Origin of the sequence: Corallococcus sp. AS-1-12 (genome assembly GCF_020036995.1) — a bacterium.
Classification (GTDB): Bacteria; Myxococcota; Myxococcia; order Myxococcales; family Myxococcaceae; genus Corallococcus.
In genome coordinates this window covers 229,854-255,877 of the sequence record NZ_JAIQDD010000004.1, presented here as the reverse complement: position 1 = coordinate 255,877, position 26,024 = coordinate 229,854, and the positions used below count along the sequence as shown (strand labels likewise).

Annotated in this window: 19 protein-coding genes; 12 read left to right on the top strand and 7 right to left on the bottom strand. The window is 71.3% G+C overall.

Translation table 11 applies throughout. The features are described 5' to 3' along the window. Window positions 1-112: 112 nt before the first annotated feature. Both K8556_RS08325 and K8556_RS08320 read right to left on the bottom strand, forming a co-directional pair. On the bottom strand, window positions 113-874 hold the full coding sequence (locus K8556_RS08325; RefSeq protein ID WP_014393340.1) for an ABC transporter permease: 762 nt from the start codon (window positions 872-874) through the stop codon (window positions 113-115). Window positions 875-900: 26 nt separating this feature from the next. Further along, complete coding sequence (locus tag K8556_RS08320) at window positions 901-1,842, bottom strand: ABC transporter ATP-binding protein (RefSeq protein ID WP_223739487.1); 942 nt, start codon at window positions 1,840-1,842, stop codon at window positions 901-903. A 184-nt stretch (window positions 1,843-2,026) separates the two neighbouring features. Here K8556_RS08320 and ettA point away from each other — a divergent pair, with 184 nt between their 5' ends. Beyond that, window positions 2,027-3,706, top strand: a complete 1,680-nt coding sequence (gene ettA, locus K8556_RS08315; RefSeq protein ID WP_223739486.1) for an energy-dependent translational throttle protein EttA — start codon at window positions 2,027-2,029, stop codon at window positions 3,704-3,706. Window positions 3,707-3,905: 199 nt separating this feature from the next. After that, entirely contained in the window at window positions 3,906-4,727 is an 822-nt protein-coding gene (locus K8556_RS08310; protein WP_223739485.1) for a zinc metalloprotease, read from the top strand. Window positions 4,728-4,731: 4 nt separating this feature from the next. Here the strand turns inward: K8556_RS08310 and comJ are convergent, their stop codons facing one another. After that, window positions 4,732-5,244 (bottom strand): competence protein ComJ, encoded by a 513-nt coding sequence (gene comJ, locus K8556_RS08305; protein WP_223739484.1) that lies wholly within the window; start codon window positions 5,242-5,244, stop codon window positions 4,732-4,734. A gap of 147 nt (window positions 5,245-5,391) precedes the next feature. Continuing rightward, window positions 5,392-5,538, bottom strand: a complete 147-nt coding sequence (locus K8556_RS08300; protein ID WP_158616640.1) for a hypothetical protein — start codon at window positions 5,536-5,538, stop codon at window positions 5,392-5,394. A gap of 129 nt (window positions 5,539-5,667) precedes the next feature. Here K8556_RS08300 and K8556_RS08295 point away from each other — a divergent pair, with 129 nt between their 5' ends. Continuing rightward, complete coding sequence (locus K8556_RS08295) at window positions 5,668-6,828, top strand: acetyl-CoA carboxylase biotin carboxylase subunit family protein (RefSeq protein ID WP_223739483.1); 1,161 nt, start codon at window positions 5,668-5,670, stop codon at window positions 6,826-6,828. Between the two features lie 15 nt (window positions 6,829-6,843). On the opposite strand, the gene K8556_RS08290 is transcribed toward K8556_RS08295, so the two are convergent. Together K8556_RS08290 and K8556_RS08285 are read right to left on the bottom strand one after the other, a co-directional pair. Next, on the bottom strand, window positions 6,844-7,422 hold the full coding sequence (locus tag K8556_RS08290; protein WP_223739482.1) for a DUF2378 family protein: 579 nt from the start codon (window positions 7,420-7,422) through the stop codon (window positions 6,844-6,846). A 10-nt stretch (window positions 7,423-7,432) separates the two neighbouring features. Beyond that, complete coding sequence (locus K8556_RS08285) at window positions 7,433-8,206, bottom strand: alpha/beta hydrolase (RefSeq protein WP_223739481.1); 774 nt, start codon at window positions 8,204-8,206, stop codon at window positions 7,433-7,435. A 193-nt stretch (window positions 8,207-8,399) separates the two neighbouring features. Between K8556_RS08285 and K8556_RS08280 the strand changes: the two genes are divergently transcribed. The 4 genes from K8556_RS08280 (at window position 8,400) to K8556_RS08265 (ending at window position 16,331) form a co-directional block, all read left to right on the top strand. Next, complete coding sequence (locus K8556_RS08280; protein ID WP_223739480.1) at window positions 8,400-10,424, top strand: hypothetical protein; 2,025 nt, start codon at window positions 8,400-8,402, stop codon at window positions 10,422-10,424. Window positions 10,425-10,499: 75 nt separating this feature from the next. After that, a complete protein-coding gene (locus K8556_RS08275) occupies window positions 10,500-12,188 on the top strand; it encodes a lamin tail domain-containing protein (RefSeq protein ID WP_223739479.1) in 1,689 nt (562 codons plus the stop codon). Then, window positions 12,185-15,418: a PAS domain-containing protein gene (locus tag K8556_RS08270; protein WP_223739741.1), complete on the top strand. Its 3,234-nt coding sequence runs from the start codon at window positions 12,185-12,187 to the stop codon at window positions 15,416-15,418. Before K8556_RS08275 ends, K8556_RS08270 begins: the two co-directional genes overlap by 4 nt. Before the next feature lie 112 nt (window positions 15,419-15,530). Further along, a complete protein-coding gene (locus K8556_RS08265; RefSeq protein ID WP_223739478.1) occupies window positions 15,531-16,331 on the top strand; it encodes a hypothetical protein in 801 nt (266 codons plus the stop codon). A 6-nt stretch (window positions 16,332-16,337) separates the two neighbouring features. On the opposite strand, the gene K8556_RS08260 is transcribed toward K8556_RS08265, so the two are convergent. Then, a complete protein-coding gene (locus K8556_RS08260; RefSeq protein WP_223739477.1) occupies window positions 16,338-17,261 on the bottom strand; it encodes a TerC/Alx family metal homeostasis membrane protein in 924 nt (307 codons plus the stop codon). 208 nt (window positions 17,262-17,469) lie between these two features. Here K8556_RS08260 and K8556_RS08255 point away from each other — a divergent pair, with 208 nt between their 5' ends. The 5 genes from K8556_RS08255 (at window position 17,470) to K8556_RS08235 (ending at window position 26,021) form a co-directional block, all read left to right on the top strand. Next, window positions 17,470-17,877 carry a low molecular weight phosphatase family protein gene (locus K8556_RS08255; protein WP_223739476.1) on the top strand — a complete coding sequence of 136 codons (408 nt, stop codon included), beginning with the start codon at window positions 17,470-17,472 and terminating at the stop codon, window positions 17,875-17,877. Window positions 17,878-18,124: 247 nt separating this feature from the next. Next, window positions 18,125-19,030: a DUF2135 domain-containing protein gene (locus K8556_RS08250; RefSeq protein WP_223739475.1), complete on the top strand. Its 906-nt coding sequence runs from the start codon at window positions 18,125-18,127 to the stop codon at window positions 19,028-19,030. A 30-nt stretch (window positions 19,031-19,060) separates the two neighbouring features. Continuing rightward, window positions 19,061-19,723 (top strand): DUF1175 family protein, encoded by a 663-nt coding sequence (locus K8556_RS08245; protein WP_223739474.1) that lies wholly within the window; start codon window positions 19,061-19,063, stop codon window positions 19,721-19,723. Continuing rightward, window positions 19,720-21,309, top strand: a complete 1,590-nt coding sequence (locus K8556_RS08240) for a hypothetical protein (protein ID WP_223739473.1) — start codon at window positions 19,720-19,722, stop codon at window positions 21,307-21,309. The genes K8556_RS08245 and K8556_RS08240 overlap by 4 nt, the downstream gene beginning before the upstream one ends. After that, on the top strand, window positions 21,306-26,021 hold the full coding sequence (locus K8556_RS08235; protein ID WP_223739472.1) for an MG2 domain-containing protein: 4,716 nt from the start codon (window positions 21,306-21,308) through the stop codon (window positions 26,019-26,021). The genes K8556_RS08240 and K8556_RS08235 overlap by 4 nt, the downstream gene beginning before the upstream one ends. Window positions 26,022-26,024 lie beyond the last annotated feature (3 nt).

The following is a 26,024-nucleotide window of genomic DNA, read 5'->3' as shown; positions in this document are numbered from 1 at the left end:
CGCGCTTTCTCACCGGGCGGGAAACAGCCGACTTCCAAAAAGACAGAGGCCCTGTCCACCGGGGAGGGGCCCGCCTTCCTACCCGTGGAGGCGGCAGGCGGGGTGATGACGTCTAGGCCTTCATCTTGTACCCGGAGCGAAGCACCGCGTACGTGACGCCCGTCGCGACCGCCGCGGTGACGGCGAGGATGGCGCCCCCCACCAGGGGTGAAAACAGGCTGCTGCCGAGCATGCCGTAGCGCAGCCCCTCCACCATGTAGACCATGGGGTTGAAGAGGCTGATGTGGTTCCACGGCGAGGGCAGCTCGCGCACCGAGTAGAAGACGCCGCCCAGGAACGTGAGCGGCAGCATCACGAAGGTGGGGAAGAAGTTGATCTGCTCGAACTTCTCCGCCCACACGGCGGCCAGCATGCCCAGCACGCTGAACACGTAGCTGGACAGCAGGAGGAAGTAGAGCGTCGCCAGCGGGTGCTCCAGGCTGAAGCCGGAGAACACCGCCGCGACGATCCACGTGAGCAGGCCCACCACCAGGCCGCGCACCATGGCGCCGCCGATGAAGCCCACCATCAGCTCGCCGGGCCCCAGCGGCGCCACCAGCAGGTCCACCACCGTGCCCTGAATCTTGGTGATGAACAGCGACGAGGAGCTGTTGAGGAACGCGTTGTTCGCGATGCCCAGGAACACGAGGCCCGGCACGATGAAGTGCAGGTACGGGTGGCCCTCCACCTCGTGGATGCGGCCGGAGATCGAGTAGCCGAAGACGATGAAGTACAGCGTGGTGCTGATGAGGGGCGAGAGGACGGTCTGGCCCGGCACGCGCATGAAGCGCCGGACCTCCTTCGCGAACAGCGTCTGCATCCCGAGGACGTTCATGGGGTGTTTTTCGAAGGGGCGGGGTTTCAGGCGGCCTGCGAGGGGCGGCCACGGAGGATTTCGATGAGCACGTCTTCCAGGCGCGACCGGCGCGTCTCCACCTCCGCGATGGGCAGCCCGTCCGCGTAGAGCGAGCGGAGCAGCTCACCGGACGGCGCGCAGTTGTCGCGCTCCACGTAGGTGAGCGTGCGGCCGTCGGCGGAGAGGCTCGCGGCGAAGCGCGTGCCCGCGGCGGGCATGGCGGCCTGGGGCTGGGCGAAGGTGACGACCAGGCGCTTCTCCCCGAAGCGGCGCAGGAGCGCGGCCTTGTCCTCGGTCATCAGGAGGCGGCCCTCGTTGATGATGCCCACGCGGTCCGCCAGCTCCTCGGCCTCTTCCAGGTAGTGCGTGGTGAGGACGATGGTGGTGCCCTCGCTGGCGATCTTCTTCACGTACGTCCACAGGTCGCGGCGCAGCTCCACGTCCACGCCCGCGGTGGGCTCGTCCAGGAACACCAGCTTGGGCTTGTGGACCAGCGCCTTGGCGATGAGCAGCCGGCGCTTCATGCCGCCGGACAGGGCGCGCGTGAGGGAGTCCTTCTTGGCCTGGAGGTTCAGGGCGGTGAGGACCTCGTCGATGCGCGCGTCGTCGCGGGGCTGGCCGTAGTAGCCCTGCTGGATGCGCAGGGACTCCGCGACGGAGAAGAACGGGTCGAAGTTGATCTCCTGGGGGACGAGGCCCACCTGGTAGCGGGGGCCGGTGGGGTCCTGGTCCAGGTCCTTGCCGAAGACCTTCATGGTGCCAGCGGACTTCTTCACCAGGCCGCACACACTGCCGATGAGGGTCGTCTTGCCTGCGCCGTTGGGGCCCAGGAGGGCGAAGATTTCACCGGGACGGATGGTGAGGTCCACGGCGTGGAGGGCGGTGAACTTTCCGTAGGCCTTGGACAGGCCCTTCAGCTCGAGGGCGGGGGGCGTCGGCTCTGACATGGGGCGCTTCCTCTAACACCTTCGAAATGGGTTCGCTGGGCAGCGAGCAGGCGTTTTCGCTCCTGGACGCGTGACGCGCCCCGTCCAGCCGGACACGGGGACGGTGCAGGCGCCTTGAGCCGGATGGGGCTCCCTGCTATCCGCTGGCACCGCTTACGTTTCAGCGAATCCCGAGGAGGCCGCCATGGCCCAGAATTTCATCTTCACGATGCAGGACCTGCGCAAGGTCAAGAACGGCAAGGACATCCTCAAGGGCATCTACCTGTCCTTCTTCCCGGGCGCGAAGATTGGCGTGATTGGCCCCAACGGCTCCGGCAAGTCCACGCTCCTGCGCATCATGGCGGGGGTGGACACAGAGTTCTTCGGCATCGCGAAGCCGGACCCCACGGTGAAGGTGGGCTACCTGGCGCAGGAGCCGCAGCTCGAGACGAAGCTGGACGTGAAGGGGAACGTGGAGCTGGGCCTGAAGGAGATCCGTCAGGCGCTGGACCGCTTCAATGAGGTGAGCGCGAAGTTCGCGGAGCCCATGGACGACGCGGCCATGGAGAAGCTGCTCGCCGAGCAGGCGAAGCTGCAGGACTTCATCGACGCGAACAACGGCTGGGAGCTGGACCGCACGCTGGAGATGGCGATGGACGCCCTGCGGCTGCCCCCGGGCGACGCGGACGTGACGAAGCTGTCCGGCGGTGAGAAGCGCCGCGTGGCGCTCTGCCGCATCCTGCTGGAGAAGCCGGACCTGCTCCTGTTGGACGAGCCCACCAACCACCTGGACGCGGAGAGCGTGGCGTGGCTGGAGCAGGCGCTGAAGGCATACACGGGGACCATCGTGTGCATCACGCACGACCGGTACTTCCTGGACAACGTGGCGGAATGGATTCTGGAGCTGGACCGCGGCGAGGGGGTGCCCTGGAAGGGGAACTACTCCAGTTGGCTGGACCAGAAGCAGAAGCGGTTGGAGCTGGAGGAGAAGTCGGAGAGCCACCGTCAGAAGACGCTCAAGCGCGAGCTGGAGTGGGTGCGCGCGTCTCCGAAGGCCCGTCAGGCGAAGAGCAAGGCGCGCATCGCGGCGTACGAGGACCTGCTCAACCAGTCGCAGGAGAAGCGCGAGCCGACGGGCGAGGTGGTGATTCCGCCGGGCGAGAAGCTGGGCGGTCTGGTGGTGGAGGCGAAGGGGCTGCGCAAGGCGTACGGGGACCGGCTGCTCATCGACGACCTGAACTTCAAGTTGCCGCCGGGTGGCATCGTGGGCGTGATTGGTCCGAACGGCGCGGGCAAGACGACGCTGTTCCGGATGCTGACGGGCACGGAGAAGCCGGACGCGGGCGAGCTGCGCGTGGGCGAGACCGTGAAGATGGCCTACGTGGACCAGAGCCGCGACGCGCTGAACGGTGAGCATACGGTGTTCCAGGAGGTGAGTGGTGGCCTGGATCACCTGGACCTGGGCCGCGCGGGCCAGATGCCCAGCCGCGCGTACCTGGCGGGCTTCGCGTTCAAGGGTCAGGACCAGCAGAAGCGGGTGAAGGACCTGTCCGGCGGCGAGCGCAACCGGGTGCACCTGGCGAAGATGCTGAAGGAGGGCGGCAACCTGCTCTTGTTGGACGAGCCCACGAACGACCTGGACGTGGAGACGCTGCGGAGCCTGGAGGACGCGCTGCTCAACTTCGCGGGCTGCGCGGTGGTCATCAGCCACGACCGCTGGTTCCTGGACCGCATCGCCACGCACATCCTGGCGTTCGAGGGTGACAGCAAGGCGTTCTTCTTCGAGGGCAACTTCGAGGACTACGAAGCGGACAAGAAGAAGCGCCTGGGCCCGGACGCGCTGGAGCCGCACCGCATCCGCTACCGCCCGCTGACGAAGAGCTGAGATTTGGCGGTGCTGTGCTCCGCCCCGTGAGTGATTCCGGGGCGGAGGTGTCGTCGGGCTGTGGGGGCGCCTCGCGCGCGAGCCCAGGGTATCCTGGGTTCAAATGACAATTCCTCTCATGATGGTGGGGCATGTCCTGGCGCTCCTGTCCGGAGCAGCCCCCAGCAGTTGTGCAGCCCCGGAGCCTGCGCCGTCATGGGTGTCGAAGTTCGCCCCCACCGCCTCCGACTGCTCCATGGATTCGACCGTTCCCGGCCCTCAGTGGCTGCCTTTGACGGTGCGGCGCATCCCGGTCGTGGTCCATGTCGTCGCGGACATTGCTTGCACGAATGGCAACGTCTCGGACGCGCTGGTCCACAGTCAGATCGCGGTCCTCAATGAGGACTTCCGCGCGCTGGCTGGCACTCCGGGGGGCAGTGGGGTGGACAGCAAGATTGAGTTCTTCCTGGCCACCGTGGACCCCTCGGGCAACCCGACCACGGGCATCCAGCGCTATTGCAACACGACCTGGTACCAGGACACGGGCAACTACTGGCTCAGCACTTCCTGGGACCCGACGCGCTACGTGAACATCTACACCAACAGCGCCGGCGGCTCGCGAGGCTACGTGCCCTTCCTGCCCGCGGAGCCCACGGGCGCCGTCGGTCAGCCGCAGGACCGCGTGGTCATCAACTGGCTGGCCTTCGGACGGGTGGGGCCCGTCCCGCCGTACCACAACGGGCGGACCGTCACGCACGAGGTGGGCCACTACCTGGGCCTGTTCCACACGTACTACTCGGGATGCGGCACGGCCACCGCGCCGGACTGCTACACCACCGGCGACCGCATCTGCGACACCCCGCCCAATGCCACCTCCCACAAGGGGTGCACCGCGGGAATCACGAGCTGCGGCGGCGTGCCAGTCCCCATCCAGAACTACATGGAGCTGACGGACGACGCCTGCATGACGGGCTTCAGCGCGGAGCAGGTCCAGCGCATGCGCTGCACCCTGGCCACCTACCGTCCGGACCTGGCGCAGTAGCGTGTCACGCCAGTTGGCCGTCGAGGATCAGGCGCTTCGACGGCCGCAGGCCGGCATCTTGTTTGAGAATGGCGGGAGCGACGTCCTGGGACGGCACGAACGTCACCCGGCAGCACACGGGCATGTCCTCCGAGGATTCGAGGCCGGAAGTCCGCTCGCGGAACTCCATCTCGAAGAGCATCGCGTAGTTCCCTGCCGGCAGGTCGAACGGATGCACGCTCCCGTAGGACATGTCGCAAAGCTCGATGCCGCCTGCCGCCACTTCGAACGGAACGACGAGCGCGCGAAAGGCCCGAGGCGAGACTTGCAGCGTGTCCGCCAGGGCGACCTCGAAGGGCACGTCCCCGGCGTCTTCCAGCACCTCGAATGACACGTTGCCGCGACGCCAGGAGAATCCCTGGCCCATCGCCTGAGGCGTGAAGCGGTTGTGCCCGGGCTCGGGCAGTCCGCGTGAGCTGACCGTCACCAGCTTCTGCACCACGGCCATGACGAACCGCTGGGAGCGCTCGCGGTTCATCGGGACGGCCCGAGGCTTCGTGCTCTTGTCACCATTTCGTTCACCCCAGCGCTTCTTGAACGTGTCCCTCCGCGCGGACCACCAGTCGCGCCACTCCTTCACCGCAGCCTCCCTCTCTTCCCGCGGACCCGCGGGCTGGAAGTGGAGTCAGGTGGACGTCGCGTCCCTCAGGCACATCTCCGCCAGGAACCGTGTGCGGACGTCCTCGCTCTCCAGCAGGTCGATGAGCTCCGGGATGGTGTGCCTTCCCATCGCTTCCCGCGCCTGTGCGAACGCCTTGGAATCCTCCGCCATGCCGCGAGTGTTCCCGGTGCAGCCCCTTCGCGCGAGTGCTGCTGGTGGACAGTGTTCCCCACCGGGCTTCTAGGGCGCGGGCGGGGCCGCTATGGTCCACACCAGCGGAGGACTCGCCCGCCAGGAGCCATGAACTTCGTCTTCATCTCCCCCCACTTCCCCTCCCAGTACTTCCACTTCGCCACCGCCCTGCGCGAGCGTGGCGTGACCGTGCTGGGCATCGGCGACACCCCCTACGAGTCCCTCCGCCAGGAGCTTCGCGAGTCCCTTCGCGAATACTTCTTCGTCCCCAGCCTCACCGACTACGACGCCCTCCTGCGCGCCACCGGCTACCTCACCTGGCGCCACGGCCGCATCGACCGCATCGAATCCCTCAACGAGTCCTGGCTCGAAGTCGAAGCCCGCCTGCGCGAGGATTTCCATGTCGCGGGCCTCCAGCCCTCGGACATCCTCAAGCTGCGCTCCAAGTCCGGCATGGCCGAGGTCTTCCACGCCTCCGGCGTCCCCCACCCGGACCTCCTGCGCGTGCGCGACGCGGAGCAGGTGAAGGCCTTCGCCGCCCGCGTGGGCTACCCGCTCGTGCTCAAGCCCGACGTGGGCGTCGGCGCCGCCCACACGTTCAAGGTCGCAAGCGACGCGGAGGTGGACGCCGCGCTCGCCCACCCGCTGCCCACGTCCTATGTCGCGCAGCCCTTCGTGCGCGGCACCATCGTCACCTACGACGGCATCGTGGACCGCCACGGCGTCATCGTCTTCAACCTCAGCCACGAATACAGCGACGGCGGCATGGAGACCGTCACCGAACGGCGCGACATCTCCTTCTGGAGCCTCCAGCACATCCCCGCCGCGCTCGACGTGCTGGGCCGCCAGGTCGTCGCCGCGTTCGGCCTGCGCGAGCGCTGGTTCCACCTGGAGTTCTTCCGCCTGCCGGATGGCCGCTTCGTCGTGCTGGAGGCCAACCTCCGCCCGCCCGGCGGATTCATGACGGACATGATGAACTACACGTGCGACATCGACGTGTACCGGCTCTATGCCCGCGTGGTGACCGGCGACCCGGTGGCGGACTTCCAGTACACGCCGCGCCACCACGTCTGCCATAGCGCCCGCCGTCACGGCCGCCGCTACAAGCACTCGCACGCGCAGATCGTCGAACGGCTGGGCAAGTCGCTGCTCGTGCACCGCGAGCTGCCGCCCATCTATCACTCGCTGCTGGGGGAGGAGATGTACCTCACGCGCCACCCGGACCTGGAGTCCATGCGGGACGCGGTGCGGTTCATCCAGGCGACGTGAGCGGCGACCCGAGCTTCAGGGGTCCTGAATCCAGGTGAGCGCGTACGTGGAGCTGTCCCCGTCGTCGTGCACCTTCGTCACGCTGGGCGCCTTCGCGCCGCCCGAGGCCAGCAGCCCCTCGAAGAGGGCCTCCACGTAGCCGGGCGCGCCCAGGCTGGAGTTGAGGCTCAGCTCGAAGTGCGCGGGGCCGCGCTCCACGAGCGTCACCTCCGTGTAGTTGTCCGTGCCGCGCAGCACCTCCGGCAGCCGCTGCACCATGCGCCGGGGCCCCAGCACCCGCATCACGCCCATCACCGCGCGCCCCAGCAGCGTGGCCCCGTAGCCCTCCACGTGCGCCCGGGCGAGCCGGGTGTAGCCCTCCACCCGAGGCACGTCTGGATAGACCTCCTCCACGATGATCTCCAGGCACCGCGCCCAGACCGGCACGGGGTAGAGCGGCAACAGCGGCCGGTCCAGGTCCACGCCCGCATGACACAGCCGTTCGCGCAGGCGGGGCGACACCTGTCCCTTCAGGCCGTGCTGGAGCAGGCCCTCCACGACCTGCACGTAGACCTGCCGCTGTTCGGGCGGCACCGAGCGGGGCTGGCGTGTCACGAGAACAGGCTCACCCGAGCAGCCACTGCATGGCTCCCGGCAGCCGGCGCTGCCAGTCCTTCTCGTGGTGCTCGCCGCCGGGCTCCAGCACGAGCGACACCTCGTGGTCTCCGTAGCCCAGGCCCTGGAGGTGGTGGAAGAAGTCGCGCGTGCCCCGGCCGTAGTCCAGCGGCAGGCCGCCCGCGTGGATGAACTCCGTGGCGCCCGCGTCCAGGTAGATGCGCGTCCAGCGGCGGCTGTGCTCGCGCCACGCGTCGAACAGGCGGCCCTGGCTCCACATCACCGTGGGCGACAGCGCGCCGATGCGCCCGAACACCCGTGGGAACTTCCACCCCAAGTACAGCGAGATGAGCCCGCCCAGCGACGAGCCCATCACGCCGGTCCACTCGCTGCCCTGGCGCGTGCGGTACGTCCGGTCGATGTAGGGCTTCAGCTCCTCCACCAGGAAGCGCCCGTAGGCCTCGCCTCGCGCGGACACGCCGTTGCGCGGTTCGTCCCACGGCGAGTACTCCTCGAAGCGGCCGGGGCCCGAGTCCACCGCGACGATGATCCACGGCTCCATCCGCCCCGCCTGGACGTTCTCCTCCGCGACGCGGTTGGCGCACCACGTGTCGAAGACGGCGGACTCCGGATGCGCGAAGACGTTCTGCCCGTCGTGCATGTAGAGCACCGGGAAGCGGTGGTCCTTCCAGGCGTCGTAGGTGTCCGGCGTGTAGATGCGGACGGTGCGGTTGAACCCCTCCTGGGGAGAGGGGAAGTGGCGAAGGATGTGGACGTAGCCCATGCGCTGTTTCTGGGGCCGGACGGACCGGCCTCGCGAGGATGTCACCGCAGCATAGCCGCACCGCCCCATGGCCACCTGGAGGCGCGTGGACCTCCGTCCCTCGCCTGGACCCCAAGTCCGGGAAAGGGATGGACCGCGTGTCGCGCCTTCTCTGTAGGGAAGGGTGGTCCCGCTCCTGCAGAGGGCCCGCCGCGTGCGTTCCGTCCTCGTCCGCGTGTGGCTGTTCCTGCTGGGTCTGCCCTTCACGGCGCTCGCCGCGACGTATGAGGTAGACCCCGAGGACGTGGGCGAGCAAGCGCTGTTCGCGCTGCGGGAGGACGGCGCCATCACGGCCGAGACGCTGTCGGCGCTGCGGGTGCTGCGGCGCTCGGGGGTGGATCCGGCGAATGCGTCGCGCGCCTCGCTCTATGCGCTGCCGGGACTGACGTACGCGCGCGTGGATGGGTTCGCGGCTTCGGGAGGGCTGACGCCGGAGGAGCGGCGACGGCTGGCGCCCTTCCTGACGACCTCGGCGCCGGAGCGGGTGGCGGGGGATGCGCGGCTGCTGTCGGCGTTCGCCGCGTCGGATCCGGTGCTGCCTCCGCTGGCGCTCCAGGTGCGCGTGGCGGGACCGGAGGGATGGCGTTTGGGATTGCTCACGTCCCTCACCCGGCGACGGCTGGGCGCGGTGCACCGGGACGCGAACCGGCGGGCATTGGTGGCGGAGGCGCCCGGCGTGTCGGTGGTCGTGCCGAAGTTCTTCGGTCAGTGGACGGGCGAGCGGGCCTCCGTGCTGGTGGGCTCGTACCGGCTGGGCTTCGGTCAGCGGCTCACGTTGGACACCACCGGGCTGCCCACGCCGGAGGGCTTCCTGCCGGATGACGCCGTGCGGGTGCCGGGCGACGTGGAGCGCTGGTGCTTCCTGGGAGATGGCGCCTGCACCCCCGAGGAGCGCGCCGCGGACGTGACGCCGGACTTCCAATGGGACGAAGGCTTCCGGGGCGTGGTGGGCACGGTGCGGACCGCGTCGGGGGTGTCCGTGACGGGCTTCGGTTCGTATCAGTCCCGCTCGCTGCTCTCGCACGCGCTGATGGAACGGGCGTCCTGTGCGGGCACGGCCTGCAAGGCGCCCGCGGTGTGGCTCGCGGGAACAGGAGCCTCCACGGGACGAGTCGTGTCGCGCACGCTGCCCGGCGTGTTCCACGAGTGGGCGGGAGGTGGCCACGCGGCGATGGCGTGGACCCGGCGGGCACAGGTCGGAGTGACGGCCTGGGGCGCGCGGCCGGTGTGGAGCGTGGAGGGCGCGGCGCTCGATTTCCGCTCCACGGCGGGCTACCCGGCGGGCGGTGCCTTCGGCGCGGTGGGCGTGGATGGCGCGTGGGGGCTGGGGCCCGTGGACCTCTTCGTGGAGGCGGCGCGCACGTTCGATGCGGCGCCGGGCGGAGGCGGTGGCTACGGCGCGCTTCAACGCACGGTGGTGGCGGACACGTCGAAGGAGCTGGAGCTGTCGCTGCGTGCCTATGGGCGCGGCTTCGCCAATCCCTACACGGGCGCGATGTCCGGCCCGGACGAGTTGGAGGGCTCACGGGCCCGGAACGAAGTGGGCGCTCGCGTGCGCTACCTGCACCGCGTGGAGGGCGCGCTGCGGCTGCGCGGTGAGGTGGATGCGTGGACGCTGCCCTCGGATGGCACGGCGGTGGGCAGCGCCGGCACGGTGAACCTGCGGGGCTCGGCCCGGGTGGACTGGCGGGCGCACGCGCTGTTCCAACCGTCGCTGTGGGCCGAGTACCGGGACAAGGACGTCGGCGTCGCGGGGGACTGCTTCGACGGTTCGGGCGAGGACCCCTGCTCAGGGTCGCTGCTGCGCATCACGGCCCGGGTGAAGGCGGAGCTTCACGACGCGGTGTCCGTGGCCGCGCAGTACGCGCATGCCCGCGTGGATGATCCGGTGAACCGCGGCGTGCGGGAGGACGCGCACGCGGTGGTGGAGGCGCAGGTGCGGCCTTGTGACGCCTTGAGGCTGCGCGGCCGGGCCGTGTGGAAGGACGAGGACGTGTCGACTCGCGACCGGCTGGAGCAGGCCTTCCGGGCCACGCTCGATGCGAGCTGGACGGCGGACGCCGTGACGACGCGGGCCCGGTACGCGTGGGTCGTGGACTTGAAGGACGCGAGAGGAGCCCGGACGCCGCCGGATGCGCCCCGGCACCTGTTCGCGCTGGAAGTGGAGACGCGGTTCTGAAGGGAGCGGAGTGTGGCGGCTCGGGCAGTGCGGGGATGGGGTGTGCGGTTGGGACTGGGATGGATGCTGGGGTGGATGGGGGCGTGCGGACTGCCCACGTGGGAGGACGAGCCAGCGGCGTGTGAGGCGCTGGTGCCGGGGGACCTGATCATCACGGAGTACCTCAACGACCCCGTGGGCGCGGACACGGGGAAGGAGTACGTGGAGCTCCACAACCCCACCGGGCAGACCGTGGACCTGCTGGGCGTCACGCTCTTCACCGCGCGCGACGAAGCGGCACAGGAGCGCGTCTACACGTTCACCACGGGCCTGCCGGTGGACGCGGGGGCCTTCGTCGTGCTGGGCGACGTGCGTGACGGCGCGCTGCCCGAGCATGTGGACCAGACCTACGGGGATGCGCTCGGCGCGCTGGGCAACAGCGCGGGGCTCCTGGGCCTGCGGTGCGGGACGCGCGTGCTCGACTCGGTGGTGCTGGCCGCGCCACTGAAGTCAGGCGCGGCCCGGACCTATGACGGCCGGCTCGTGCCCGACGCGGAGGGCAACGACGACCTGTCGCGCTGGTGCGACGCTCCGGAGACCGGGCCGGGCGGAACGCGGGGCAGTCCGGGAAGCGCGAACGCGCCGTGTCCCGCATTGCCGGATGGCGGAGTCACCTCAGGAACGACGTGTCTGCCGCCGGGCGCGAGCGCTCCCCGGGACGTCCAGTCCCCGAGGCCCGGAGAGCTGATCATCACCGAGGTGATGGCCAACCCGCGAGGAGACGACACGGTGGGCGAGTGGCTGGAGGTCCGCGCCACCGTGCCCGTGGACCTCAATGGGCTGACGGTGGGAACGGACACGTCCGGCACGCGCCTGGAGTCGGAGCGCTGTCTGTCCCTCGCCGCCGGAGAGTCCGCGCTGCTCGCGCGCAGGCGGGAACCGGAGGTGAACGGCGGCCTGCCGGAGCCGCTGGCCACGTTCTCCGTGGACCTGCGCAACGCGGGCGGCGGGGTCGCCATTCGCGCGGGCAGCGTGCTCATCGACAGCGCGCTGTATGGCCCGGCCCAGGACGGCGTGGCCACCCAGGTGTCCGCGCCGCTCACCGCCGATGCGAAGAGCAACGACGTCACGGCGTCCTGGTGCTCCGCCACGGAGGCCTACGGTGACAAGGGCAACCAGGGCACGCCGGGCCGGACCAACCGCGCGTGCACCGGGGCGGATGCTGGCACGGCGCAGGCAGGCTGTATCGACCGGACCACGGGGCAGCCCCGTGCGCTCCGCGCTCCCACCGTGGGCTCGCTGGTGCTCACCGAGTTCATGGCAGACCCCGCCGCCGTCCCGGATGCGCAGGGGGAGTGGGTGGAGGTGCTCGCGCTGCGCGAGGTGGACCTCAACGGGGTGACGCTCGCCAACGAGTCGGGCAGCTCCGTCCTGGAGTCCCCGCTGTGCCTGTCGATGAAGTCCGGAGGCTTCGCGGTCCTCGCGCGTGGCGATGACGCTTCACTCAATGGCGGGTTGCCCTCGGTGCTCGGCACGTTCGCGTTCGGCCTGGGCAACGGCGCGGGGGCCCATGTCCTCAAGCTGTCGGCGCAGGGGAGCGTGCTGGACTCGGTGGCCTTCACGAACGCCGCGAGCCCCGGCGTGTCGTCGCAGTTGGACGCGCGCGTGCGGGACGCCACCGGCAACGACGCGGCCGGGGCCTTCTGTCCCACGCCCGCCGACGTGACCTTCGGCGCGGGCGACCGGGGCACCCCGGGCCGGGAGAACCGGACGTGCGCGCGATGAGGACGCGGGGGCTGGCGTGGCTGGTGCTGCTCACCGTCCTGTCCGCCTGTGGTGGCGGGGAAGGGGAGTGCGGCCCGAGCACGGGCGTGGTGACGAAGGTCATCGACGGGGACACGGTGGTGCTCCAGGACGGCGAGCGGATCCGCTACCTGCTGGCCGACACCCCGGAGACGACGCGGGGGCACGACGACTGCTTCGGCGAGGAGGCCGCGGCGTTCAACCGCTCGCTCGTGGAGGGCCGCACGGTGCGGCTGCGGGACGCGGAGGCGTGCACGGACCGCTTCGGGCGGCGGCTCGCGTACGTGTCCGTGGACGGAGAGGACGTGAACGCGCTGCTCGTGCGGCGCGGCTACGCGTGCACGCTGTTCATCCCGCCGGCCGGTGCCTCCCGGCGCGGCGAGTTCGAGGCCCTGGAGCTGGAGGCCCGGCGCGCACGCCGGGGCCTGTGGGGCCGCTGCCCGGCGCCGTGTCCCCGGGGACGGCGCCCACCCGCGTCCACCCTGCGGCAGCGTGTCCATCACCGCCCGGGACAGCCGCGAGTCCCGCGGCCAGGCCCTGGCGGAACTCGCGACCGGCCCTCGCCCGTCCGGACGTGGACCCGGGTCCACGTCCTGGAGGGCAGCCCCCTTGTCACCAGGGCATGCTCGCCCTGTCCGCCCGTCCTTCGTTCCGCGAGTGGCATGGCCCGCGGCCTCCCGTGTGCTCGGGAGTCCGTCTCCCCCAGGTCAATGATGCGACCCGGCGGTTCACGGAGGCCTCCCATGGCCGCCCGCCACGTCCCAGGGTTCAATCCCAGAGGTGGGCAAGCCACCCCACCCCATCCCGCAAGCCCCATCCATTTCGCGACGCGCGATGTGCATCTTCCCTCCACTCCGGCCACGTCCAGGGAGCAGGGGTACGGTGACACTCACTCTTCCCACAGCAGGCGGCCTGCCTCGTCCGACCGGTGCCTCCGGAGCGCCGGCATGAACCCGTTCGCGTCCACGACGGACTCGCTCGCGGACCTGGTGGAGGCGCGGCGCGAGGACATCCTCCGGCGCTGGGGCGCACGGCTGGACCCTCACCCTCCGGACATGGCCGCGCAGCTCCAGGACCGGCTGGCGGGGATGCTCAAGCTGTTGGACGCGCTGGTGCTCGTCCTCCGTCAGGGCGCCGTGGAGAACTGGTCCTCGGGGGCGGTCTGGGCCCATGCCCGGGAAATCGGGCAGCGGCGTTTCCAGGCCGGCGCTCGCGTGGAGACGCTGGTGGAGGAGTACGGCCTGCTGCGCGAGGCCATCCTCGAGGTGCTGGATGCGTCCCACCGGCCGCTCGGCACGAACGAGCTGCGCGCGCTGTGGCGCGCGCTGGACCGGAGCCTGACGGAGGCCGTGGCCCACTACGTCCACGAGCACGGACAGGCGCTGCGCTCGCGCGAACAGCGGCTGCAGGAGATCCTCGACCACGCCCAGGCCGCCATCTACGCGAAGGACGCCAGCGGGCGGTACCTCTTCATCAACCGCCCCTTCGAGGCCATCTCCGGCCACCCGCGCGAGTCGGTGCTGGGGCGCTCGGACCTGGACCTGTTCCCCCGGGAGACGGCGGAGCGCTTCCGCTACAACGACCGCCGGGTGCTGGCGTCGAAGACGCCGCTCGTCTTCGACGAGGAGGTGCTCCAGCCCGACGGGACGCACCTCTACCACACGATGAAGTTCCCCCTGCCCAGCGTGGTGCAGGGCGAGCCGTGGGCCCTGTGCGGCGTGTCCACGGACATCACCGCCACGCGCACGCTGCGCCAGGAGCGCGACGAGGCCCGCGAGCAGCTCCACCGCGTGCTCACGCAACTGCCCGTCGTGCTGTGGGCCTTCGACGCGCAGGGCGTGTTCACCCTCTTCGAGGGCGAGGGCGTGACGTCCACCTCCGTGCCCTCCCGGGTGATGCACGGACGCTCCGTCTTCGACGTGTTCCGGAACCGGCGGGACGTGCTGGAGGTCGTCCTGCGCGCGCTGGCCGGGGAGCGGCTGTCCACGGAGCTGTACCTCATGGGCGTCTGGTTCGAGGTCCGCCTCCTGCCGGTGTTCGACGCGGGCGGGCGCGTGGTGAGCGTGTCGGGCGTGTCGCTGGACATCACCGAGCGGCGCCGCGCGGAGCAGGAGCTGCGTGCGTCGGAGACGCGCTACCGGCTGGCCACCCTGGCCACCCGCGACATCATCTGGGACTGGGACCTGGTGACGGATGAAATCCACTGGAGCGAATCGGCGCCCCGCGTCCTCCGGCTGGACACGTCCCAGGGGCCGCCCGTCATGGACACGGCGTGGTGGACGGCCAGCCTGCACCCCGACGAGCGCGAGCAGGTGATGCGGGAGCTGCAGAGGGCCATCGACAGCCACGAGGGCCACTGGGAGGCCGAGTACCGGATTCGCCGGGGCGACGGGACGTGGGCCTTCGTCGAGGACCGGGGCCGCGTGGTGAAGGACCTCCAGGGCCGCCCGGTGCGCATGGTGGGCGCCATGCAGGACGTCACCGACAGGCACGAGGCGGAGGCCGAGGCGAGGCGCCGCGCGGAGTTCGAGCAGTTGCTCATCGGCATCGTCGGCCACGACCTGCGCAACCCCATCTCCGCCATCACCATGGCCGCCACGTCGCTGGCCAGGCGGGAGGACCCCGACCCGCGCGACCAGAAGGCCGTGGCCCGCATCCTCTCCAGCGCCGAGCGCGCGCACCGCATGCTGCGCGACGTGCTGGACTTCACCCAGGCCCGGCTGGGCGGCGGCATCCCCATGGCCCCGCGCGACGTGGACCTGCTGGACCTGGTGCGCCAGGTGCTGGACGAGGTGCAGCAGGCCCACCCGGAGCGGCGCCTGGAGGTGGCCGGGCGGGGCGTCACCCGGCTGTGGTGCGACCCGGACCGGCTGGCGCAGGTCATCACCAACCTGGTGAACAACGCGCTCGCCTACGGAGACGCCCACTGCCCGGTGCGCGTGCGGCTGCGGGGCCAGGCGGGGGGGGTGACGCTCGCGGTGAAGAACCAGGGGCGCCCCATCCCCCAGCACCAACTGCCGCACCTGTTCGAGCCCCTCAAGCGCGCGGAGCTCCGGGATGGCCAGCGCAATGCCCACGGGCTGGGGCTGGGGCTGTTCATCGTGAAGCACATCGTGGACGCGCATGGCGGCCGGCTGCGCGTGCGCTCCACCGCGCAGGACGGCACCACCTTCCTCGTGCAGTTGCCGCGCCGGCCGCCCGCCCGGGACTGAAAGGGGCCGCCCCTGCCCGGGGCGCGCTTGCCCTCCAGGGACGGCCCGGGTAGCAAAGGGGCTCCGGCGGCGGGCGGGCCCGTCCTTTCCGGAAGGAGAGCGGAGCAGCGCCATGAACAAGAAGTGGATCCTCGGGCTGGGGCTGGGTGTGGGCGGGCTGCTCCTCGTGGGCGGAGGCCTGGTCGCCACGGGGTACTGGGCGGACCGCCAGATGGACGGCGCCGGCGTGGCCGCGCTGATGAAGTCCCAGGAGCGCGCCCAGAAGACCGCGGAGCTCAACGCCCGCTACCCCTTCCAGCCGCCTGCCGCGGGCAAGGTGCTGAAGCTGGACGAGGCGCGGCTGGAGGCCTACCTCGCGGCGCGCGAGGCGACCCTGCCCGCCTACGACGTGCTCCAGAAGGAGTCCCTGGAGTTCGTCCAGAAGTACGGCAACGAGCTCAGCAACGGGAGCCGCAGCGCGAAGCTCCGGGCCGCGGGCGCCTCCCTGCGCATGCTGGGCAAGGCCCAGGCCTCCCTCCTGCTGAACCTGGAGGCGCAGCGCATGTCGCCCCAGGAGTTCGGCCGCCTCACCGCCGTGGTGTATCCGGAGCCCCAGGCCGCCGCGCCGGACGCGGGCGTGGCGATGGTGTCCCAGGCGAGCGACCCCGCGAACATCGCGCTCCTGGAGGAGCAGCTCGCCGCCATCGGGCCGCGGTTGGAGGACCCGAAGCTCAGCGAGGCGGAGCGGCTGCAACTGGAGCAGCGGCGCGCCGGGCTGCGCAAGTACATCACCCAGTTGGAGGTGGCCTCCGGCAAGGACGTCAAGGACGCCAACGCCGCCCTCCTGAAGAAGCACGCGGCGCGCATCGCGAAGGCGGCGAACCCCACGTTCGACCAACTGCTGACGAAGCCCCTGAGCCCCGGCGGCACCTGAGGCGTCTCAGGCCTCCACCTGGCGCACGGACCTGCGGTGCAGGAGGCTGGCGCCCACCGCCCCGCCAATCACCGCCACGATGATGGCCACGGACAGGAGCGGCGGGATGTGCACCCACGTCTCCACCACCATCTTCACGCCCGCGAACGCCAGCACCCCCGCCAGCCCGTAGTGCAGGTACTTCAACTGCCCCACGGCCCCGGCGATGACGAGGTAGAGCGCGCGCAGCCCCAGGATGGCGAAGGCGTTGGAGCTGTAGAGGATGAACGTGTCGGTGGTCACGGAGAACGCCGCCGGCACCGAGTCCACCGCGAACAGGATGTCCGTCACCTCCAGGCCCACCAGCGCCAGCAGCAGCGGCGTGGCCAGCCTGCGCCCCTGCTGCTTCACCACGAAGCGCGGCCCCTCCACCTGGTCCGTCACCGGCAGACTCCTGGCCAGCCAGCCGACCACGCGGTTGTCCTCCTGCTTGGAGGGGTCCTCGCGCAGGACGCGCCACGCGGTGACGAGCAGGATGGCGCCGAAGACGTACGACACCCAGCCCCAGCGCTGCAGCGCCGCCGCCCCCACGAAGATGAACAGGGCCCGGAACACCAGCGCCCCGAAGATGCCCAGGAAGAGCACCTCGTGCTGGTAGCGCTGGGGCACGTTCAGGCTGCGGAAGATGACGAGGAAGACGAAGACGTTGTCCAGGCTCAGGCTCTTCTCGATGAGCCACGCCGCCAGGTACTCGTGGCCGCGCTCACTGCCCAGCGTCGCCCACACGAAGCCGCAGAACCCCAGCCCCAGGCCCACCCACGCCAGGCTCCACAGCACCGCCGCGCGGCGCGACTGCCCCCGGCCTCCCCGGTGCGCGAGCAGGTCCACCACCAGCAGCGCCAGGAGCAGCGCCCAGAAGACGATCCAGGCCCAGGAGGGGGTGCTTTGCATGACCCCTCCAACCTAGGCATCCCCCCGGCTCCCGCCCCAGGGAAGGCTTCGTGCGGAGTCAAATCCCACCCAGATTGGCGGTCATGACACCCCTTGTCAGGGGGATGTGCTGGGGGAGGGCGAGCGTTGTCCTCTTCCCTGCTCAGGATGTGATACTTCCCAGGAAGCCCAGGAACATCATGATTCTCAACACTCCAAAGGCGGTGCGATGAACACGGTCATCTTCGCTTGTACGCACAACGCGGGTCGCTCGCAGATCGCGGCGGCCTTCTTCAACCTGCTGGCGGACCCGGCGAAGGCGCGCGCGATTTCCGCGGGAACGCAGCCGGCCGAGCGTCTGCATCCCGAGGTGCTCGCCACCATGAAGGAGATGGGCGTGGACCTGGGCGATGCGAAGCCGCAGCGCCTGACGCCCGAGCTGGCGAAGAGCGCGCAGATCCTGGTGACGCTGGGCGGTCTGCCGGACGCGCCGGTGGTGGCGGACCAGAAGCGCGAGGACTGGCCCATGGAGGACACGGTGGGCAAGTCCGCGGCGGACGTGGAGAAGATCCGCGACACGACGGCCGCCATGGTGTCGGACTTCGTGAACCGCCACGGCTGGGAGCGCCCGCAGTAGTCGGGTGCGGCAGGCAGGGCCCCTCTGACGCGTGACCGTGGGTGTCCGGGCCCGAAGGGCGGGCGGACGGACTCGCGAGGAGGGGAGGCGAAGGCCGCGACGTCCAGCGTCGCGGCGGGGGGGCTTCCCGGGCCATGGCGCCAGCGGGGGCCGGGTGGCTTGAAAAGGGGGAGGGGCTTGCCGCACGCTGTGTCTCTTCGCGGACACGCGGTTCGCGCGGCTCACCTCCAGGTTCGCAGGCTCCATCATGCTCTCCGTCCTTCTCGCCGGGCTGCTCTCGCAGACGGCGCCGCCGGTCTCCGCCCGCCAGCAGGGCGTGCCCATTGGCCGGGGCGACACGGTTCCCAAGGTGGTGTTGAGCGCGCCGTCCGGCGGGTGGACGGTGGACCGGATGCTGCAAATCGAGGGCACGGTGAGCGACGCCTCGGTGGATCCGGTGGTCGTGTCCATCAACGGCGACCGCTACCTGATGCGCACGCAGGGGGGGCGCTTCAGCCGCAAGTTCCCCGCGGCCAGCGGCAAGAACGTGGTGACGGTGATGGCCACCAACAAGGGTGGCACGGCGCGCGCGCAGGCGACGAGCTACGCGCAGGTGCCGCCGGTGCCGCTCAAGGCCATCCTCACGAGCGACACGGACGGCGTCTACACGGACCTGCACATCTACGAGCCCACGGACGCGAGCAGCGCGGGCGACACGCTGGACGTGACGTCCATGGCGCACGTGTACTGGGCGAACACGGAGAGCCCGTCCGGCGGCACGTTCTTCCTCAACGAGCAGGGCGGCGACTTCGACCAGCCGGCGTACGGCCCGTACCTCTACATCCACCGCGCGCCGCCCAAGGGCGTGTACCTGGTGGCGACGAACTACTGGCCCAGCGGTGACAAGGCGCACACGGTGGCCACGCTCAACCTGGCGCTCTTCGAGGGCACGCCGGGAGAGGTCCGCCGCCGCGTGCGCATCCCGCTGGCGACGCCGGGCACGACGCGCGTGCTGGCGTGGGTGAACATCCTGGGAGACGGGCAGGCGGAGGTGTACGTGCCGTCCGCGGATCCGAAGCCCAAGGGGAACGGCTGGCCCACGAACCTGGAGGAGGCGGTCAAGGAGCTCCAGAAGAGCGGGGACGGCGGTGGCGGCGGAGACGAGGGCTACTGAAGCGGCCGGCGCTCCCGGCTCGGCCCTGCCATGCGCGTCCTGATGCTCACGTTGCTGTTGAACGCCGCCCCGCCTCCGTCCGGGACGGCGCCCGTGTCCGCGCTGTCCTCCGTGGAGGCTCGGGCGCGGCCTGCCGCGTCCATCGCAGCGGAGCCCGTGGCCCCGGAGACGCGCGCGCGGCTGCTGCGCCGGGAGGTCGCGCAGGTGGCGCTCGCGCAGGTGAAGGCCTTCGACGCCGCGTGGCAGCCGGCGCAGCGCGACTGCGCGGGCCTCATCCGCTACGCGTACCGCACGGCGTACCGGCGCGTGGCCGCCGAGCGCCTCGCCTCCCCGCTGTGGCGGGACGCGCGCGGCGGACCCTCTGATTTCGCGGACGCGGAGACGCTGATCAGCCGCAGCTTCGCTCCGCTGGGCCGGGGCGAGGACGCGCGCGAGCAGCTCCGCACCGGGGACGTGGTGGCCTTCCGCCAGGAGCACGACGCGGGCCCCGTCTTCCACCTGATGCTCGTGGTGCGCCCGGAGGACCGGGCCCATGCCCCCGCGCGCGTCGTCTACCACCCCGGTGAGGCCGGAGCGCGCGTGCGCACCGGCGTCCTGGACTCCCTCGCCACCGAGGCGCCGCTGGAGTGGCGCCCCGTGCCGGCCAACGCCGCCTTCCTCGGCTTCTTCCGCTTCAAGGAGTGGATGTCATGACGTCTCCCGTGAGCCCGCCGCCCCCCGCTGGAGGCGGAGGCAAGGGCCCCTCGTCCGCCGCGCGCATCGCGCTCATCGGCGCCCTCGTCGTGGGCGTGGGCGTGGGGGCCTTCGTCCTCGGCCGCAAGAGCGGCGGCGGCGGCTCCGGCCCCGCCTTCTCCTCCGGTGAGCCCAAGGGCCCGCCGACCGCGGGCGCCACCGTGGAGGGCATGCCGGAGGTGTCCTCCTCGAAGATGGAGGTGCCCGGCGCCGCGGCGCTCCCCGCCCTCTGGGTGGACGTGCACTCGCCCGCGAAGGTGCGCGACGCGCTGGCGCGCAACGCGTGGCTGAAGTCGCAGTGGGAGAAGCCGCTGGGGCAGGGCTTCACGAGCGGCTGGGCCGCGTTCCTGGGCTCGACCGGCGCCGACCTCAAGGCGTCCTTCAAGGGCGCGGTGCTGGACGTCGTCGTCGGGCAGTTGCTCGACACGCCGTTCCGCACGGTGTGGTTCACCGGCGACGCGCGCGTGGGCACGCCCGCCCTCATCGTCCCCAAGGCGAACAAGACGGCGCGGGCGGCGTGGGACTCGCTGGACGCCGTGGCGAAGCGCGGGGAGCTGGTGGCGGACGGTTGCCCCGCCAGCACGGGGGAGGTGCCGGACGGCGGCTTCCACCTGTCGCGCTGGCTCGTCGCCGAGCAGACGGTGTGGGCGGCGCGCACGGAGGACCGGCTGGTGCTGTCGCGCCACCCGGTGGTGGTGCTCCAGGCGCTGTGCGCGGCGCTGCCGGAGCTGGATGGGGAGCTGGGCGTGGACGTGGAGGTGGGCTTCGACGCGAACGCCTACGGCCGCGAGGCGCAGCTCTTCACCCACGTGCTCGGCCTGGGCGAGGACACGCGGCTCCAGTTGGGCGTGGACGGCGACCGGCTGGTGGCGAAGGGCATCGCCGGGAAGGTCAGCGGGACGTGGGTGGCCACCGGCAAGCCCCTCTCCGACGACCTGCTCAAGCTGGTGCCCGAGGACACGCCGGTGCTGTTCGCGTTCCAGCTCATGCTGCCGGAGTCGCTGGAGCCCGCGCAGCTCAAGGCCTTCTGGAAGGGCGAGAGCCGGGCCCCGATGCGCGCGCGCCAGGTGGCCGTGGCGTGGACGCCGCGCGGCAGCGCGTCCATGGAGCCGGAGCTGGCCCTGCTGTGGGGCGACGAGAAGGACGCGGAGGGGCTGTCCGCGCTGTTCTCCGGCGGCGCGCGGACGCTGGTGCGCGCCACGCTGTGCAAGCACGTGGTGCTGGCCACGAGCCAGCCGGAGGTGGAGCGGCTCCAGAAGGCGTGCGAAGGCCGCGCGCCCAACATGCTCAACGCCGCGGGCCCGGTGGTCGCGGGGCTGCGCGCGCCCTCCACGGTGGTGCTGGGCGTCAACACGGGGCGGCTGCTCAGCGGGCTCGCCATGGACGGCTACACGTCCGAGGCGCGCGTGGACCGCTCGTCGCCCATGCCCAAGGCGCTGCCCCCTGAAATCGAAGCGGCCCGCCGCGACCTGGAGGCCCTGCCGTACCTGGGCTTCCGTGGCAACGCGCAGGGCTACGTCATGGCGTCGGAAGGATTTGGGACATGAAGACCTCCGTTCGTTTCGCGGCCCTGGCCGCGCTCCTGCTGTCCGGCGTGGCGCTGGCCAAGCCGCTCTACATCACCGTCCCGCGCTCCTACGGCAGCAGCGAGCCGGTGGCCGTGGACGTCGCCTTCGAGGACAAGGGGCCCGTGGAGCTGCGCGTGCTCCAGCCCGCGAACCTGGACGCGTTCATCCGCGCGCAGGGCGACCTGCGGCGCGCGTATGAGACGCCGCCCACGCTGCTCAACCCGGGCCGGGGCCTGAGCCGCGGCCTCAACGCGGTGCGCTCGCCGGGCCTGGTGCTGATGGAGGCGCTGTCGCCCGACTTCCGCCAGGAGGTGGGCGAAGCGCTGCCGAAGCCGCCGGCGGACTCCTCGTCCGGCGAGCCGCTGGCGAAGGTGGCGGAGGGGCCGGAGAAGCTGGTGGGCACGCCGCCGGGCTTCTCCGTGGTGCGCAGCCAGTGGCTCAACCTGGACCTGGGCGGCGCCAACCGCGACTTCAACGTGCCGGGCTTCGACACGGGCGACAGCGGCAGCGGCTTCCAGGAGCGCCGCGTGCTGCTCGCGCCGCTGCCCGCGGGCACCTACGTGCTCCAGTTGGTGCAGGGCCGGGTGGAGGGGCAGGTGGTGCTCGTCGTCAGCGACGTCACCGTGCAGCTCAAGCAGACGGACGGCCAGGTGCTGGTGCGCGTGGCGGGGCGCGACCAGCAGCCGCGCGCGGGGGCGCAGGTGCAGGTGTACCTGCCCACGGGCAAGGGCCCCACGGGCACCACGGACGACAAGGGCGAGGTGACGCTGGCGGTGACGGAGCCGCGCATCATCGCGACGGTGACGGCCGGCCAGGACACGGCCATCGTGGACACGGACTTCTACTCCGCGCTGGCGGTGGCGCCGGACGTGTTCATCTACAGCGACCGGCCCATCTACAAGCCGGGCAACGAGGTGAAGTTCCGCGGGCTCGTGCGTCAGCCGGACACGTTCCTTGCGCGGCTCTTCACGCCGAAGAAGCGCGACGTGCGCGTGAAGCTGGTGTCGCAGGAGGGCCGTGAAATCGTCACCCGCGCGGCGGTGGACGAGTTCGGCGCGTTCAACGGCACGCTGAAGGTGCCGGACGACCTGGGCACGGGCGTGCTGCGCATCGAGGCGGACCTGGACTCGCAGCCCCACCAGGGCGAGGCGCGCGTGCAGGACTACGTGAAGCCCACGTTCTACCTGGAGGTGCAGCCCGCGTCGGAGACGGTGGTGCCCGGCCAGACGGTGAGCGTGACGGTGCGCGCGCGCCGCTACGCGGGCGGCGTGCCCAAGGGCGCGAAGTACGAGGTGTTCCTCTACCGCAGCCTGCTGGACGCGCCCGCGTGGGTGGACGACTCCGGCCGCGGCGGCCAGGGCAGCGCGGTGACGTACGGCACCGCCTCCAGCAGCGAGGGCAAGCTGAGCGTGCCGGAGCGGCTGTACTCGTCCGTCGCGGAGCGCCAGGCCACGGACGACCCGTGGTCCTCCGCCAGCGAGTTCAACGCGGAGGGCGAGGCCCAGGTGGAGGTCGCCGTGCCCCCGCTCGGCCCGGGCGAGGACCGGCTGCCGTACCGCTACAGCCTCACCGTGCGCGCGCGGGATGATCAGGAGACCTTCGCCACCGGCACCGCCGCCTTCTTCCTGTCGAAGGTGGAGGTGCTGGGCGTGGCGCGGTTCTCGGACGCGGTGGTGCAGAAGGGCTCGGACGCGCAGGTGTCCGTGCGCGCCACCACGCTGTCCGGCAAGGCCTACGGCGTCACCACGGGCGAGGTGGACTTCACGCTGGTCCGCGCGGACGGCAGCGAGAAGGAGCTGGGCACGCAGACCTTCACCACGCAGCAGGACGGCACGTCCCGCCTGAAGGTGCCCACCTCGGACGTGGGCCGGGTGGTCGCGAGCGTGACGGTGAAGGACAAGAAGGGCGAGGCGTGGACGGGCGAGGAGTCGCTGCTCGTCATCGGCGGCGCGGACGAGCCCGTGGCGCAGGTGCCCAACCTCACGCTCGCGTCGCTGTCCGGCACGCTGGAGCCGGGCGACAGCGCGAAGCTGGTGGCGCTGATGCCGGACGGCTGGGGCCAGGGCGGCAGGGACGCGGGGCCCGTGTGGGTGACGCTGACGGGCGCGAGCCTGTACGGCACCACGGTGGTGCCGTTGAAGGGCCGCACGCTGGTGCACACGTTCCCGGTGGAGAAGCGCTTCGGCTGCGCGGTGTACGCGTCCGTGGCGTACCCCACGGCGACGGGCCGCTGGGAGGAGCGCACGGTGGCGTTCCGCGTGGTGCCGAAGGAGCGCACGCTCACGGTGGCGTTGCAGCCCCGCCGCGCGGAGGCGCTGCCGCTCACGGAGCAGGCCATCGACGTGCGCGTCACCGACAGCGACGGCAACGGCGTGTCCGCGCAGGTGTCCGTGGGCGTGGTGGACAAGGCCGTCTACGCCATCCAGTCCGAGTTCCGCCCCGGCGTGCTGGACTTCTTCTATCCGCCCGCGCGCGACAACGTGACGAGCTTCTACTCGGCGGAGTTCCAGGGCTACGGCTACGGCGAGCAGTTGGCGCGCAAGATGGCGGGGCTGCCCGACCACGCGTTCGCGTCCATCAAGCCGCCCAGCCGCAACGCGAAGGACCTGGAGAAGGACACGGCGCACTGGGACCCCGCGGTGGTGACGGACCGGGACGGGCGCGCGACGGTGCGCTTCACGCTGCCCTCCAACCAGACGCTGTGGGTGGTGACGGCGGTGGCGGCGGACACGTCCGGCCGCTTCGGTGAGGGCACGGCGGAGTTCGCCACGCGCGGCGGGCTCAACGTCTACGCGGCGCTGCCGCAGTTCCTGCGCGAGGGCGACGAGGCGCTCGCGTCCGTGCGGCTGGCTGCGGGCTCGAAGTCCAAGGGCAGCCAGGTGCTGGACGTGCGGTTGCAGCCGGGCGGCGCGCTCCAGGCGGACGCGCTCCAGCGCAAGGTGGAGCTGGGCGAGGGCGGTGAGCAGGTAGTGCCGGTGACGCTGCGCGCGGCGAAGACGGGCCCGGCGCAGCTCTCCGTGGACGTGGTGGGCGGCAAGGACCCGCTGCGCGACCTGAAGCGCTTCGACGTGGCGCCGGCCGCGGTGGAGGACGCGGTGCAGGTGAGCGCGTGGGGCGGGGGCGCGCTGTCGCTGGAGGCGCCGGAGGCGTCCGCGTTGACGCGCGTGGAGCTGGTGCTCCAGCCGTCCACGGTGGACGCGGCGCTCACCAACGTGCGCGAGCTGCTCACGTATCCGTACGGGTGTCTGGAACAGCTCGTCTCCACGACGGTGCCCAACGTGGCGGTGTACCAGGTGCTCCAGAAGGCGGGGGCGCTGGACAAGCTGGATCCGGACTCGCAGGCGCTGCTGGCGGAGGCGCGCAGCCGCTCCGTGCAGGGCACGGCCCGCATCCTGGGGCTCGCGGTGAAGGGCGGCGGCTTCACCTGGTTCGGCGGCTACAACGAACCCAGCCTGCCGCTCACGCTCATCGCGCTGGACGGCCTGGCGTACGCGTCCGAGGCGGGGCTGGTGGACCGCGACGACGCGCGCATCCAGGAGAGCGCGAAGTGGCTGGAGGCGCAGGAGGGCCTGCCGCCGGAGTACGACGCGACGCGCGCCTACGTGCTCGCGCGCCTGCAGGGTCCGCGTCAGGCGGCGCGGGTGCGCGCGCTGGTGGAGGCCGCGAAGCCGGGGGATTTGTATCCGCTGGCGCTCGCGGTGCTGGCCGCGGAGAAGGCGGGCGTGATGAAGGAGCCCGGCCTCCAGGAGCGCATCCAGGGGCTGGTGAAGGAGAGCGGCGAGGGCTTCGCGAAGCTCGCGGGGCTCCGGGGCGAGGCGGAGACGTCCGAGGCGTTCTACCGCTTCCCGCTGCGGCGCGTGGGGCTCACGGCCATCACCGCGCACGCGGCGTCGTTCGGGTCGCTGGACGTCACGCGCGCGCGCAAGCGCATCCTGGAGATGCTGAGCGAGCCGGGCTTGTCCACCTTCGACCGGAGCACGGCGCTCTTGCACTCGCTCTGGCTGGTGGAGCGCGACGCGAAGGCGTTCAAGGGCATGGCGCCGCCGGAGGTGAAGGGCGCGTCGGCGCCGGTGAAGTTCGCGGCGCGGGGCATGGGCCTGGTCGCCACGCTGCCGGCGGGGACGCGCGCGGTGGACGTGGGCGGCTTCGACGGCGTGGCCACGCTGCGCGCCGCCGCGATGACGCCGCTCAAGAGCGTGCAGCCGCGCGTGAACGGGATGTCCGTGGAGCGCGCGTACTACGTGCTGCGCGAGGGCGGGAAGGTGAAGCTGGACGCGGGCGCTTCCGTGAACCAGGGCGAGGAGGTCTACGTGGAGCTGACGCTGGATGCGCGCGGAGAGAGCCGGGCGCGCTCGGCGTACTACGTGGTGGAGGACGCGGTGCCTGCGGGCTTCGTTCCGCTCCAGGAGGACAAGGTCTTCCGCGGCCCGCCGCACTCGCTGCCGCTGGCCCCGGAGGCGCTCAAGCGCCGGCAGTTGGACCCGTCCCGCGCGACGTTCTTCTTCGAGGAGCCGGCGTGGTGGAGCGACAGCCCGCGCACGGTGGGCTACGTGATGCGCGCGCAGTTCGCGGGCACGTTCGCGGCGCCGCCCGCGACCATCGAGGACATGTACTCGGTGCGCATCCGGGGCCGCACGGCGTCGGACGTGTTGAAGGTGGTGCCCTCGAAGACGTCCGTGAGTGACCTGTAGCCC

Coding starts and splice junctions, on each gene's coding strand:
- K8556_RS08260 (WP_223739477.1), bottom strand. CDS start 17,261: ATGCAAAGCACCCCCTCCTGGGCCTGGATCGTCTTCTGGGCGCTGCTC.
- K8556_RS08295 (WP_223739483.1), top strand. CDS start 5,668: ATGAACTTCGTCTTCATCTCCCCCCACTTCCCCTCCCAGTACTTCCAC.
- K8556_RS08275 (WP_223739479.1), top strand. CDS start 10,500: ATGGGGGCGTGCGGACTGCCCACGTGGGAGGACGAGCCAGCGGCGTGT.
- K8556_RS08245 (WP_223739474.1), top strand. CDS start 19,061: ATGCGCGTCCTGATGCTCACGTTGCTGTTGAACGCCGCCCCGCCTCCG.
- comJ (WP_223739484.1), bottom strand. CDS start 5,244: ATGAACCGCGAGCGCTCCCAGCGGTTCGTCATGGCCGTGGTGCAGAAG.
- K8556_RS08320 (WP_223739487.1), bottom strand. CDS start 1,842: ATGTCAGAGCCGACGCCCCCCGCCCTCGAGCTGAAGGGCCTGTCCAAG.
- ettA (WP_223739486.1), top strand. CDS start 2,027: ATGGCCCAGAATTTCATCTTCACGATGCAGGACCTGCGCAAGGTCAAG.
- K8556_RS08270 (WP_223739741.1), top strand. CDS start 12,185: ATGAGGACGCGGGGGCTGGCGTGGCTGGTGCTGCTCACCGTCCTGTCC.
- K8556_RS08250 (WP_223739475.1), top strand. CDS start 18,125: ATGCTCTCCGTCCTTCTCGCCGGGCTGCTCTCGCAGACGGCGCCGCCG.
- K8556_RS08325 (WP_014393340.1), bottom strand. CDS start 874: ATGAACGTCCTCGGGATGCAGACGCTGTTCGCGAAGGAGGTCCGGCGC.
- K8556_RS08235 (WP_223739472.1), top strand. CDS start 21,306: ATGAAGACCTCCGTTCGTTTCGCGGCCCTGGCCGCGCTCCTGCTGTCC.
- K8556_RS08255 (WP_223739476.1), top strand. CDS start 17,470: ATGAACACGGTCATCTTCGCTTGTACGCACAACGCGGGTCGCTCGCAG.
- K8556_RS08300 (WP_158616640.1), bottom strand. CDS start 5,538: ATGGCGGAGGATTCCAAGGCGTTCGCACAGGCGCGGGAAGCGATGGGA.
- K8556_RS08240 (WP_223739473.1), top strand. CDS start 19,720: ATGACGTCTCCCGTGAGCCCGCCGCCCCCCGCTGGAGGCGGAGGCAAG.
- K8556_RS08285 (WP_223739481.1), bottom strand. CDS start 8,206: ATGGGCTACGTCCACATCCTTCGCCACTTCCCCTCTCCCCAGGAGGGG.
- K8556_RS08265 (WP_223739478.1), top strand. CDS start 15,531: ATGAACAAGAAGTGGATCCTCGGGCTGGGGCTGGGTGTGGGCGGGCTG.